Below are 12,337 nucleotides of genomic sequence, written 5' to 3' on the forward strand. Positions count from 1 at the left end.
CGCTTGTAATCTCTGGTCATTATTTTAAGGATGACCGCCGTCGGCTCATGCATCTGGGTGTTTCCATGACAGTCTCACTTCTGGCCACGGGCCTTTGCCCAAGCGTAGCGTGCACCTCACGTACTCCCGGCAGCGCCTTGGCAGCCAACCGCGACCGATTCTCCTGTCACGCGTCTATCGAAGCACTCATCAGCGCCGCACGCGAGCAGATAGCGGATATTGCCTGGGCTGCCTACGCCGCTGGCGAACTGAAATGCCTGCTCGGACAGGGCGACAACACCGTTGTCTGGCCAGCACACATCGCGGCTGAAGACTTCGAAGCGTATTGCGCTCAATTGCAGCTGCATTGCCGGGTCGCAGGGCAGGGCGAAGGCGTGCTGGGCTGGGTGTTGGCACCGATGGCCGACAAAGACCACCCCCTGCTGGTGGATCTGGCCGCCAGACTGGGCTCGCTGTTGCAGACCGCCGCGTTGATCCGCGCGCAGAACACTCAGCGGGTTCTGTATGAAATCAGCCTGCTGGCGAGCTCCACGCTGGACCGCGGCGCTTTTCTGCAAGGCATTCATGAGCAATTGGGGGCGCTGATCGATGCCGAGAACTTCTACGTTGCGCTGTATGACCGGCAAAGCGGCAAGATCACTTACCCTTATTACATTGACCGTTTCGATGACGAAGCGATGGCTCACGAGACGTTCGAGTTTATCGACGCTGACCGGATGTCGCTGACCGGGTATGTCTTGAGCAGCGGGCAGCCTTTGTTTCTCGATGCCGCCTGCATCGAACTGGCCAAAGCCGAAAACCGCTTTTACTGCGTCGGACGTCTGCCCGAGTTCTGGATGGGCGCGCCCTTGAAAAATGCATCGGATGAAGTGTTCGGCATGGTCGCGATGCAGGTTTACGATGTGTCTCGTGTCTACAGTGCCCAGGATCGTGCATTGTTCGCCGTCGTGTCGCGCCATGTGGCGATGGCACTGGACCGGCAGTTGCGCCGAACTGACCTGGAACAGGTGGTAGCCCTGCGCACGCAACAACTTTCTGCAGCCAATGACGCGTTGCGTCAGGAAGTCAGGGATCGCGAGCGTGCCGAGCATCTGCAGAGTGCCCTGTTCCAGATTGCTGAGCTTTCCAGTCAGCCCGGCGACATGAACGAGCTTTTCCGCAGCCTGCACATGATCGTCGGCGAGCTGCTGGTGGCGCTCAATTTCTATATCGCGCTTTACGACAGCACGACGGGCGAAGTGACCTTTCCGTATTACATTGACGAGTTCAAGCCCACGCCGCCGCGTTCACGACGCGGGCAGCGAGGGTTTACCGAGTATGTGATAGGCCAGCGGCGACCGTGCCTGATCGATTACGATGAAGCCCGCAGGCTGGAAAGCCTTGGCGAGATCGAGGTCCAGCGACAATCCGGTCGTTGTTCTTCATGGCTGGGCATTCCGCTGTTCGACGGCGGACAGGTTCGCGGCGTGCTGGTGGTGCAGAGTTATTCCAAGGACGTCAGCTATACCTTGCGCGATCAGGAACTGCTCACCTTTGTTTCTCGTCACATCGATACGGCACTGTCCCGGCGCAGCGCGGCAGACGCGATCCATACCGCCAATGTTTTGCTTGAAGCCAGGGTTCGAGACAGGACCCGTGAGCTGGATCGGGCCAACGCCAGACTGCAGCACGAAAACTCCCACGACTCGCTGACCGGGCTGCCCAATCGCAGCCATTTGCAATATCGCCTGAGGCATGCCTGGCAGGACTTCTGCCGCGATGGCCAGCAACTGATCGTCATGTTCATCGATCTGGATCGCTTCAAGATGATCAATGACAGCCTTGGCCATCACTGCGGCGACATCCTTCTGGTGCAGGCCGCCGAGCGTTTGCGCAGTTGCATGCGCGAAAAGGACCTGTTGGCGCGGCTGGGCGGTGACGAGTTCGCCGTGTTGAGCATCGACACGCCGTTGCAGACCGGCACGGAGATTGCCCAGCGAATACTGACGGCGTTCGAGCAGCCGTTCGTGATCGATGATCACACGGTTTTTTCTTCCTGCAGTATCGGTGTGGTGGGCGCCGACAGCCGCTTCCATCAGGAGCCGGCTGACCTGCTGCGCGATGCCGATACCGCCATGTACCGGGTCAAGAATGGCGGCCGGGACAGCTTCGCGGTGTTCAATCAGGCGTTGCGTCGCGAGGTATCGGATCAGGTCGAGCAGGAGGGCGCCTTGCGCACGGCGCTGAAACGTACGGATCAGTTGATTCCCTATTTTCAGCCGGTGATTTGCGTCAATAGCGGAAAGTTGCTGGCGTTCGAGGCGCTGATCCGCTGGTGCATGCCGGATGGGCGAGTCGTCGGGCCAGAGAGCTTTCTACCTGCGCTAGAGGGGCTGCGTCTGATTGGCCGTCTGGACTTTTACATGCTCAAGCGTGTGGTTGCCATTCTGGCGCAACCCGAAAACGGTCATTGGCCACCCGTGCATGTGAACTGTTCGAGTTACAGCATCACCCGTCCGGCATTCGCGGCGGAAGTGCTGGCGATGCTTGCCGAACACAATGTTGCGCCCGAGCGTCTGTGCCTGGAGCTCACCGAAGGCGCACTGGTGGCCGATCCCGAGCAGGCACGCCTGTCAATGAAGCTTCTGGCCGAGCACGGCATGTCGGTCATGCTCGACGATTTCGGCGCGGGCTTCTCTTCGCTCAGCTACGTGCACCAGTACCATTTCAGCGGATTGAAAATCGACAAGTCGTTTATCTTCGGCCTGGCTTCCAGTGTACGCAGCCGCGCGATTGTGCGTGCCATCGTGCGCATGGCCGAATCCCTTGATCTGACCGTGGTTGCCGAAGGGGTCGAGGACCGTGAAACCCTTGAGCTGCTGCGTGAGATTGGCGCCACACAGGCGCAGGGCTACTACTTTTCCGAGCCGCTGCCGATTGAGCTATTGAATATCAACACCGGCCGTGCGGCAGGCTGAAGCTCGGCCAATGCTTGCCGCAGGCGGCCGGATGCATCCGTTTTTTGACGCGATCTGTATGCCCTGTTTTTATTTAATCTTTAAAATCAACAGGTTAATTATTTGTAGGGCAGTTGGCACTGGACTTGCTGTTGAACCTGCGCAACAGGTTCATCAGGAGGTGAGAGATGATTATTGGCACGAGTGCGCTTGAGCAGCTTGTTTCCCGAGCTGTCGTCGGGCGCAAGACCGTAGACGAGGTGTCCCAGGACGCCTTCAGCTCGGTCGCTGCCGCTGGCCTGACATCAGGTTCGGCACCGGTTACCGCGCAGACCAGCAGTTCGACATCGCAGGACAGCAAGCAGGACAACAGTGGTTACAACGAATCCTTTGCACGGATGATGATCAACCTGAAATCCGCCGGTGATACGTCACTGTCGGAAAAGACGGCTGACCGTGACAATGGTGTCATCGGTTCAGTGGCTGGTACCACCAGCACCACTGACACGGCATCGACGGATTCGGTACAACAGAAATTCATGGACTCTCTGAAGCAGACAGCCGAAGAGAAAGTGCGCGAAAAGCTGACGGGCATCACCCAGAAAGACTATGACGCCATGGCACCTCAGGACCAACTGGCCATTGACCAGAAGGTTCAGGACGCGCTCAAGGACAAGCAGAACGACGTTGCGGATGACATCAACACCCGCATCAGAGGTATCAAGGCCGGTATGGTGGCCTGATGTTTGTTCGGCGACTTTGATGACCTTTTCGTGAACAAGCGAAGCGTCGCCCGGCTCACTCTCACCTAGGGAATGCTTTCCGATGGAGTTAAGTATCGATACTTTCTCCCTTCAGACATGCATTTAATGGGTGGGAGTGAGCCGGGCGACGCTTCGCTTGCTCACGAAGACTACCGTCCATACACCGCAGTTGATGCGGGTGTATGGAGGTAGTATTCAAGCCCTCTCACCCCAATTGATGCCTGTACGGCAAATCCGGCCCGACCTTTGTGCAGGTCAGCGCGGCCGCGCCGACGGCAAAATTCAGCATCTCGTCCAGTGTTTCCCGTGACAGCGTTGACAAGCCTTGCGGCGTATCGAGCTGGCGTTCACTGAGGAAGGTCAGCAGCGCGGCCTGAAAAGTATCCCCGGCCCCGACGGTATCGGCGGTGGCCACGGTTTTTGCCGGCACCGACCAGGTGCCGTGCTGACGGGTGAAGACGCTGGCGCCTTGCGTGCCGCGGGTGACGATGACCAGTTGTGTACGCTTGCCGAGCCAGCCTTCGGCAATCTTTTGTGGGTCGCTGTCCGGGTACAACAGGTGCAGGTCTTCGTCGCTGACCTTGATCAGGTGCGCATGCTCGGCGAATGCTGCGACCTGGCTGCGCCAGCGCTGAATGTCCGGTGCCGGGTTGAGGCGCACATTGGGGTCCAGCGAGATCAGGCGGGTGCTGCTTTCACGGGCTACCAGCGCCAGCAGCGTGTCGGCAATCGGCTGCACCACCAGTGAAAACGAGCCGACGTGAATGCCGCGTACCTGCCCGTCGAGTTGCGGCAGGTGTTCCAGGCGCAACTGGCGGTCCGCGCAGCCATCGCCTCGAAAGCTGTAAGTTGGCGATCCATCGCTGCCCACGGCGACCATGGCCAGTGTAGTGGGTGCGTCGAATTCGATCAGGTGATCGGTATTCACGGTTTCCTTTTCCAGCACGGCACGCAGCCGACGGCCCAGGTAATCGGTGGACAGCCCGGCCAGGAAGCTCGCTTCCACACCCAGGCGGCGCAGGCCGATCGCAACGTTGAACGGAGAGCCACCGGCAATCGCATCAAACCCCAATCTGTTCAGGGAACCGCTGTCATCAGCGCGGGTGAAAATGTCGAACAGTGCTTCGCCACAAACCAGAAACATAAGTGCTCCATGAAAAAACGGTTCAAACCTTGCGCAGTTGCGCCTGATAACGCTGATAGACCTGCTGATAGGCGGCCACATTATGCACCACGGGGTGCGTCTCACTGCTTTGATCGAGACTTACGCAGCGTTCGCACAGTTGCTGCAGGTCCTGAACCTTGCCGTTGGCGTGCGACCAGCACCAGGCCGCCTGAATGGCAGCGCCCAGCGCAGCGGCTTCCGAGTGGTCGGTGCAGATCACCGGGGTGTTCATGATGTCGGCTACGATCTGCCGCCACACGGCACTTTTCGAGCCTCCGCCGATCAGGCGGATCTTCTCGCTTTTGATACCGCTGTCGCGCAGCAGATCAAGACCGTAGCGAAGGCCGAAGGTGGCGCCTTCGACCACCGCGCGGGACAGGTTGGCCTGGTTCAGATTGGTGCTGTCCAGCCCGACGATGCTGCCGGTAGCGTCGGGCAGGGCGGGCACGCGTTCGCCATTCAGAAAGGGCAGCATCAGTACGCCTTCGGCACCGATCGGCGCCTGGGCGACCGCTTGGTTGAAGCCGGCGATGTCGAGGGCGAACAGCTCGCGAATGGCGGTCGTCGCGTTGGTCAGGTTCATCGTGCAGATCAGCGGCAACCAGCCGCCGGAGGATGAGCAGAAGGTCGCGACCGATTCATGCTCGCTGACCCGTGCCTCATCGGCATAGGCATACACCGTACCGGAAGAGCCGAGGCTCATGGTGATCAGCCCCGGCTGGATATTGCCCGTGCCAATCGCGCCCATCATGTTGTCGCCGCCACCACTGGACACCAGAGCGTCAGGGTTCAGGCTCAGCAATCGGGCAACTTCAGGACGCAGCACGCCGACCGGTTCGTGGGCTTGCAACAGCTGCGGAAGTGCCTTGCCCAACCGGCCGCTCGGGTCGATGTGCGCAAGCAACGGCAGGTCCCACTCGCGAGTGCGCACGTTGAAGTAGCCGGTGCCCGACGCGTCGCCAAATTCGGTGCAGTAGCGACCGGTCAGCCAATAGTTGAGGTAGTCGTGGGGCAGCAACACTTTGTCGATCCGCTCGAACAGCTGCGGGAACTGCTCCTTGGTCCACAACAGTTTGGACACGGTATAGCCTGGGGCGATGACCAGGCCAAGGCGTTGCAGCGACCCCTGCGCGCCTCCCAGATCGTCCAGCAGGCGCTGGTTTTCCGGTGCCGACTCGGTGTCACACCACAGCTTGGCCGGGCGCAGTACCTCGCCGTGGGCATCGAGCAGCACCAGGCCGTGTTGCTGGCCTGACACACCGATGCCCTGGATCTGCTGTCCGGAAACGCCCGACGCTGCCAATGCCTCGCGGGTCGCCTGTTGCAGTGCGTCCAGCCATTGCTGCACGTCCTGTTCACGGCGGCCGTTATGGTCGCTGATCAGGCTGTGCGGCGCCGAGCCTTCACCCAGCACGTTGCCGCTTTCGGTATCGAGCACCAACACCTTGGTGCCCTGGGTCCCGCAATCGATTCCAAGAAACATGGGAAGTCCCTCAGGCCCTGGCGGTCAAAAGTTTTTCCAGTGTGCCACTCACACCCAGCGTGCGCAGATCGTTGAGGTTCTGCTCGAAAGCCGCCACGAAGGCTGCGGATTTCGGAATGGCCGAGCCAAATATTTCTTCCACCGCCAACAAGCGCTCGGCAATGAGCGCGTCATCAGCCACCAGCGCCTGGCAGAACTCGGCACGCGGGTCAGGAATCCTGTAGGTCGTGCCGTTCTCGTCAACACCCTTCAGGTACAGCGCCCATGCGGCGACTACCAGTGAGGCACGTTCGAGATTGCCCTGATCGACGATCAGACGATTGATCGTCGGAATGGTGAACTTGGGAAATTTCGACGAACCGTCCGAGCAGACCCGTTCCAGCTGGTCGGCAATCGCCTGGTTGGAAAAGCGCTCGATCAGGGTGTCTTTGTAACCTTCCAGGTCGATGCCTGGCACCGACGCCAGTTGCGGGGTGACGTCAAGGTCCATGTAGGCGCGGATATAGCTCACGAACAGCGGGTCATTCATGGTTTCGTGTACAAAACGATAACCTTTGAGGAAGCCCAGGTAGGTCAGTGCCAGATGACTGCCGTTGAGCAGTTTGATTTTCATCTCTTCATAGGGCGTCACGTCATCGGTGAATTGCACGCCGACTTTCTCCCATGCCGGGCGACCATTGACGAACTTGTCTTCCAGCACCCACTGCACGAACGGTTCGCAGACCACCGGCCAGGCGTCGTCGATGTGTTTATCGTCTGCCAGTTGCAGACGGTGGGCTGCGCTGGTCATCGGTGTGATACGGTCGACCATCGCGTTGGGAAAGCTGACGTTTGCCTTGATCCAGTCGTGCAGCTCTGCATCGCGCAACGTGGCAAATGCCAGCAATGCCTTGCGTGTCACTGCGCCGTTGTGTGGCAGGTTATCGCAGGACATCAGGGTAAAGGCCGGCGTGCCTTGCGCCCGGCGCCGCGCCAGCGCGGCGCAGAGGAAGCCGAATACCGTCTTTGGCTGATCCGGATTCGCCAGGTCGTGCTGGATCTGCGGCAGATGGGCCATGAACTGACCGTTGCTGTCGTCGATGCAGTAACCGCCTTCGGTGATGGTCAGCGAGACAATGCGGATGTCCGGGCTGGCAAGCTTGTCGATCAGCGCCTGCGGACTGTCATCGGCCAGCAGCATGCCGCTGATCGAGGCAATGATGCGGGTTTGGGTATCGGGTGTGTCACCCAGTTCATAGAGCGTGTACAGGTAGTCCTGTTGTGCCAGAGCGTCGCGCACGGCCTTGTCTTCAGGACGCAGGCCCACGCCGCAGATGCTCCACTCGAAGCCTTCGCCGCTGTTCATCAGCGCATCGGTGTAAAACGCCTGATGCGCACGATGGAAGCCGCCGACGCCGATATGGGCAATGCCCTGGCGAGTGCTGTCGACGGTGTAGGCGGGCAGGGCAATGTCGGCGTCCAGTCGGGACAGATTGTTTTTGTTCAGTTTCATGAAGGGCTCTCCGGAACTCAGGCGGCGGCAGTCTGCAAGGCTTTGGCAATCACCAGACCTTGAGCGTCGAACAGGTGGCAGTGGGCACTGTCGAGATGCAGGTTCAGCGTTTCGCCGTACTGGCTGGCCAGATCACCACGAATACGCATGGTCAGCGCCTCGCCCGAACGGGTGCGCACGTGACAGTACGTGTCGCTGCCAAGACGTTCGCTGACATCGGCAATCACCTGCAACTGGCAATCCTCACTCTGGGCAAGGTTCAGGTGTTCCGGGCGGATGCCCAGCGTCACAGCGGCGCCAACGCTTTGTCCTGCGCCATTGACCGGCAGGCTGATACGCGTTCCGGCATCCAGCTCGACTTCGCAACTGCTGCTGTCCGCCCGGCTGATCCTGCCCTTGAGGAAGCCCATTTTCGGCGTGCCGAGGAAGCCGGCAACGAACAGGTTGGCCGGGTGGTGATACAACTCGAGCGGCGAGCCGACCTGCTCGACCTTGCCGCCATTGAGGACGACAACCTTGTCGGCCAGGGTCATGGCTTCCACCTGATCATGCGTCACGTAGATCATGGTGGCCTGCAACTCTTTATGCAGGCGCGACAACTCCAGGCGGGTCTGCACGCGCAGCGCGGCGTCGAGGTTGGACAGCGGCTCGTCGAACAGGAAAATCTTCGGGTTGCGCACAATGGCCCGGCCAATCGCGACACGCTGACGTTGTCCGCCGGACAACTGCTTGGGCTTGCGCTCCAGCAGTGGTCCGAGCTCCAGAATACGTGCGGCTTCATCGACCTTCTTCTTGATCTCGGCCTTGTCACCGCCCGCCAGGTCCAGCGCAAACGACAGGTTCTTGCCGACGGTCATGTGCGGATACAGCGCATAGGTCTGGAACACCATGGCCAGGTCACGCTTGGCCGGGGTCACCTGAGTGATGTCCCTGCCATCGAGCTCGATGGTTCCCGATGTCACTTCCTCAAGCCCGGCGATCAGCCGCAGCAGGGTGGATTTGCCGCAGCCCGAAGGCCCGACGAAGACCACGAACTCGCGGTCTTTCACGTCCAGGTCGATGCCCTTGATGATCTGGTGACCGTCAAAGCCTTTTTGCAGATTGCGGATGCTCAGATTAGCCATGTTGGACTCCTTCTTGTTCTTTGGGCCGGGCTATTTGACAGCGCCGAACGACAGGCCGCGAACCAGTTGTTTTTGACTGATCCAGCCGAAAATCAGAATGGGCGCACAGGCCAGGGTCGAGACCGCTGACAGCTTGGCCCAGAACAACCCTTCGGGGCTGGAGTAGGAAGCGATCAAGGCAGTCAACGGGGCCGCGGCGGACGAGGTGAGGTTCAGCGACCAGAACGCTTCGTTCCAGCACAGGATCAGCGACAGCAACGCGGTGGACGCCAGGCCGCCCTTGCAGATCGGCATCAGCACGCGAAAGATTTCCTGGCGGGTGCTGGCCCCGTCCAGCCGCGAGGCCTCGAGGATCTCGCCGGGGATATCCTTGAAGTAGGTGTAAATCATCCAGACCACGATCGGCAGGTTGATCAGCGTATAGATGATGATCAGTGCCAGACGCGAATCCAGCAGGCCAAAGGTCTTGGCCAGCAGATAGATCGGCATCAGCACGCCCACCGGCGGCAGCATCTTGGTAGACAGCATCCACAGTAGCGTGCCTTTGGTGCGCTTGGTCTCGAAAAACGCCATGGAATATGCCGCAGGAATCGCGATCAGCATCGCCAGTACCGTCGCGCTGAAGGAAATCAGCACCGAGTTCCAGGCAAAATGGAAGTAATCGCTGCGCTCCTGAATATGCAGGTAGTTTTCCAGCGTCGGGGTGAAGAACAGCTGTGGCGGTGTCGCGAACGCATCGATCTCGGTCTTGAAGCTGGTCAGGACCATCCAGAAGATCGGAAAGAACACCAGCGCAGCGATGATCCAGGACAGGGCCCCGAGCAGCAGGCTTTGCAGACGGCGTGATTGTTTGAGGGTCATCATGGCAAGGTCCTCATGACTTGTCGGTGAGGTTTTTGCCGATCATCCGGATCAGGATGATCGCCGCGATGTTGGCTATGACCACTGCAATCAGGCCGCCCGCCGAGGCCATGCCGACGTCGAACTGCAGCAGCGCCTGGATGTAGATCAGGTAAGCCAGGTTGGTCGAGGCAAAGCCCGGCCCGCCATTGGTCGTGGTGAAGATTTCAGCGAATACCGAAAGCAGGAAGATCGTTTCTATCATTACCACCACGGCAATCGGACGTGCCAGGTGCGGCAGGGTCAGGTGCCAGAAGATTGCCAGGGGACCTGCGCCGTCCAGCCGCGCCGCTTCTTTCTGCTCTTGATCGAGCGACTGCATGGCGGTCATCAGGATCAGGATCGCGAACGGCAGCCATTGCCAGGAGACGATGATAATGATCGACAGCATCGGGTAATGGGCGAACCAGTCGATGGGTTGCGCGCCGAAGAACTTCCAGACCGCCGCGAGTACGCCGGACACCGGGTGGAAAATCAGGTTTTTCCAGATCAGCGCACTGACCGTGGGCATGATGAAGAACGGCGAGATCAACAGCACACGGACGATGCCACGACCGAAAAACTCACTGGCTTCCAGCAGCGCCGAAATCAGCACGCCGAAGATCACGCTGATCGCCAGCACACTGCCGACCAGCAGTAAGGTATTGCCGGCACCCGGCAAAAAGCCGCTGTCGGTCACGAAGTACTGGAAGTTTTCCAGGCCGACGAATTCGTTTTCGCCAGGGGAGAGCAGGTTGTAGCGGATCAGCGAGAAATAAATGGTCATGCCCAGCGGCACGATCATCCACACCAACAGAAGCGCCACCGAAGGACTGACCAGAAACCAGCCCGGCTTGAATCGACGGCTTTTGAGCGGTTGCTGTTCGCCGGACAAGTCCGTGCGTTCAGGGGAGGCTGAGGTATTCATGGGGAGCTCCGAACCGGATTGCACCAGAGTTGTTGCGCAGTTGAGCGGCAGGGCGAAAGCATCGGCTTTCGCCCTGGTGCGTGACGGTTACTTTTTCGGGTAACCCGCTCGTTTCATGTCGCGCGCGGTAGCGGTTTGCGCATTCTGCAAGGCTTGATCCACAGTGGACTGACCTATGAGTGCTGCGGAGAACTGCTGACCGACGCTGGTGCCGATGGCCTGGAACTCGGGAATGGTGACCAGTTGAATGCCGACGTAAGGCACGGGCTTGAGGGTTGGCGACTTGGGATCGACCTTCTTCAACGACTCAAGCGTGATGTTGGCAAACGGTGCTGCCTTTTTGTACTCGTCGGTGTAGGTCGAGGCGCGGGTGCCCGGCGGTACGTTGGACACGCCGTCGGTATCGGCAACCAGTTTGGCGTACTCTTTCGAGGTGGCCCACTGGGTGAACTCGGCAGCGTCCTTGGTGTTCTTGGCGCTGGTCGGGATCGCCAGCGACCACGAGTACAGCCACGACGAGCCCTTGTCGGTCACCTCATGCGGGGCGTAGGTGAAGCCGACGCTGTCGGCCACTTTGCTCTGCTTCTTGTCGGTCACGAATGAACCGGCAACGCTGGCGTCGACCCAGATGGCGCACTTGCCGCTGTTGAACAGCGCAAGGTTCTCGTTGAAACCGTTGCTGGAGGCGCCCGGCGGCCCGGACTGCTTCATGGTGTTGACGTAGAAGTTCAGCGCATTCTTCCACTCTGGCTGATCGAACTGTGGCGTCCACTTCTCATCGAACCAGCGTCCGCCAAAGGCGTTGGCCAGCGTGGTGATCAGCGCCATGTTCTCGCCCCAGCCAGCCTTGCCGCGCAGGCAGAGACCGTACTGTTCCTTGGATTTGTCGGTCAGTTTGCCGGCGAACTCGGCGATCTGCGTCCAGGTAGGGCGCTCTGGCATGGTCAGGCCGGCCGCCTTGAACAGGTCGGTGCGGTAGTAAGTGATCGAAGCTTCAGCATAGAACGGCAGGGCGAACAGTTTGCCGTCCACCGACAGGCCGTCACGCACGGAAGGGAACACATCGTCCAGCTCGTAACTGGCAGGCAGGTCTTTCATTTCCTGCAACCAGCCTTTCTGACCCCAGAGTGAGGCTTCGTACATGCCGATGGTCAGCACGTCGAACTGGCCGCCCTTGGTGGCGATGTCGGTGGTCAGTCGCTGGCGCAGGACGTTCTCTTCCAGCACGACCCAGTTGAGCTTGATGTCGGGGTGCTGTTCTTCGAAGGTCTTGGAGAGGCGCTGCATGCGAATCATGTCACTGTTGTTGACCGTGGCGATGGTCACGGTCCCCGCTGTGGCACTGCCACTGAACACGAAACAGGTACTGAGGACGGAACTGGCGAGCAGAAGTTTTGCTGAGTTCTTCATTGATCACTCCTCTTCCACGCCCAAAGGACTGTAGAAGGATGGTTATTGTTTTTTTCTCTTCCGGAGGTGAGGAAGATGTGCACTGATTACACCGGCGTTCGGTCTGAAAGACAAATCCTGCGCCGCACTCTGACTGATACTTTTTTGCACTCGGGT

The 12,337-nt window shown here is 59.6% G+C and carries 9 protein-coding genes; 2 read left to right on the forward strand and 7 right to left on the reverse strand.

Going from position 1 to position 12,337, the window contains the following annotated elements; translation table 11 throughout:
* Positions 1 to 47 precede the first annotated feature (47 nt).
* Positions 48 to 2,957 carry an EAL domain-containing protein gene (locus tag LCH65_RS13705; protein WP_226439549.1) on the forward strand — a complete coding sequence of 970 codons (2,910 nt, stop codon included), beginning with the start codon at positions 48 to 50 and terminating at the stop codon, positions 2,955 to 2,957.
* A 167-nt stretch (positions 2,958 to 3,124) separates the two neighbouring features.
* On the forward strand, positions 3,125 to 3,679 hold the full coding sequence (locus tag LCH65_RS13710) for a hypothetical protein (protein ID WP_003369324.1): 555 nt from the start codon (positions 3,125 to 3,127) through the stop codon (positions 3,677 to 3,679).
* Between the two features lie 226 nt (positions 3,680 to 3,905).
* Here the strand turns inward: LCH65_RS13710 and LCH65_RS13715 are convergent, their stop codons facing one another.
* The 7 genes from LCH65_RS13715 to LCH65_RS13745 all read right to left on the reverse strand — a co-directional run bounded on the left by LCH65_RS13715 (position 3,906) and on the right by LCH65_RS13745 (position 12,181).
* Entirely contained in the window at positions 3,906 to 4,844 is a 939-nt protein-coding gene (locus LCH65_RS13715) for a carbohydrate kinase (RefSeq protein ID WP_003369326.1), read from the reverse strand.
* A gap of 22 nt (positions 4,845 to 4,866) precedes the next feature.
* On the reverse strand, positions 4,867 to 6,348 hold the full coding sequence (xylB, locus tag LCH65_RS13720) for a xylulokinase (protein ID WP_226439550.1): 1,482 nt from the start codon (positions 6,346 to 6,348) through the stop codon (positions 4,867 to 4,869).
* Between the two features lie 10 nt (positions 6,349 to 6,358).
* Positions 6,359 to 7,840 carry a mannitol dehydrogenase family protein gene (locus LCH65_RS13725; RefSeq protein ID WP_044308216.1) on the reverse strand — a complete coding sequence of 494 codons (1,482 nt, stop codon included), beginning with the start codon at positions 7,838 to 7,840 and terminating at the stop codon, positions 6,359 to 6,361.
* 17 nt (positions 7,841 to 7,857) lie between these two features.
* Positions 7,858 to 8,964 (reverse strand): sn-glycerol-3-phosphate ABC transporter ATP-binding protein UgpC, encoded by a 1,107-nt coding sequence (gene ugpC, locus LCH65_RS13730; RefSeq protein ID WP_003434157.1) that lies wholly within the window; start codon positions 8,962 to 8,964, stop codon positions 7,858 to 7,860.
* 30 nt (positions 8,965 to 8,994) lie between these two features.
* Positions 8,995 to 9,828 carry a carbohydrate ABC transporter permease gene (locus LCH65_RS13735; protein WP_003369336.1) on the reverse strand — a complete coding sequence of 278 codons (834 nt, stop codon included), beginning with the start codon at positions 9,826 to 9,828 and terminating at the stop codon, positions 8,995 to 8,997.
* A 10-nt stretch (positions 9,829 to 9,838) separates the two neighbouring features.
* Positions 9,839 to 10,771 carry a sugar ABC transporter permease gene (locus tag LCH65_RS13740; RefSeq protein ID WP_003369337.1) on the reverse strand — a complete coding sequence of 311 codons (933 nt, stop codon included), beginning with the start codon at positions 10,769 to 10,771 and terminating at the stop codon, positions 9,839 to 9,841.
* 87 nt (positions 10,772 to 10,858) lie between these two features.
* Positions 10,859 to 12,181, reverse strand: coding sequence for a sugar ABC transporter substrate-binding protein (locus LCH65_RS13745; RefSeq protein WP_003369339.1), 1,323 nt, complete (start codon positions 12,179 to 12,181; stop codon positions 10,859 to 10,861).
* Between the last annotated feature and the right edge of the window lie 156 nt (positions 12,182 to 12,337).

This window comes from Pseudomonas sp. MWU16-30316, from assembly GCF_020515645.1.
GTDB classification, from domain to species: Bacteria; Pseudomonadota; Gammaproteobacteria; order Pseudomonadales; family Pseudomonadaceae; genus Aquipseudomonas; species Aquipseudomonas cerasi.

Bases quoted from the DNA above. Each gene is read 5' to 3' on its own strand.
- LCH65_RS13745 (WP_003369339.1), bottom strand. From the start codon at position 12,181: ATGAAGAACTCAGCAAAACTTCTGCTCGCCAGTTCCGTCCTCAGTACC.
- LCH65_RS13735 (WP_003369336.1), bottom strand. From the start codon at position 9,828: ATGATGACCCTCAAACAATCACGCCGTCTGCAAAGCCTGCTGCTCGGG.
- LCH65_RS13715 (WP_003369326.1), bottom strand. From the start codon at position 4,844: ATGTTTCTGGTTTGTGGCGAAGCACTGTTCGACATTTTCACCCGCGCT.
- xylB (WP_226439550.1), bottom strand. From the start codon at position 6,348: ATGTTTCTTGGAATCGATTGCGGGACCCAGGGCACCAAGGTGTTGGTG.
- ugpC (WP_003434157.1), bottom strand. From the start codon at position 8,964: ATGGCTAATCTGAGCATCCGCAATCTGCAAAAAGGCTTTGACGGTCAC.
- LCH65_RS13725 (WP_044308216.1), bottom strand. From the start codon at position 7,840: ATGAAACTGAACAAAAACAATCTGTCCCGACTGGACGCCGACATTGCC.
- LCH65_RS13705 (WP_226439549.1), top strand. From the start codon at position 48: ATGCATCTGGGTGTTTCCATGACAGTCTCACTTCTGGCCACGGGCCTT.
- LCH65_RS13740 (WP_003369337.1), bottom strand. From the start codon at position 10,771: ATGAATACCTCAGCCTCCCCTGAACGCACGGACTTGTCCGGCGAACAG.
- LCH65_RS13710 (WP_003369324.1), top strand. From the start codon at position 3,125: ATGATTATTGGCACGAGTGCGCTTGAGCAGCTTGTTTCCCGAGCTGTC.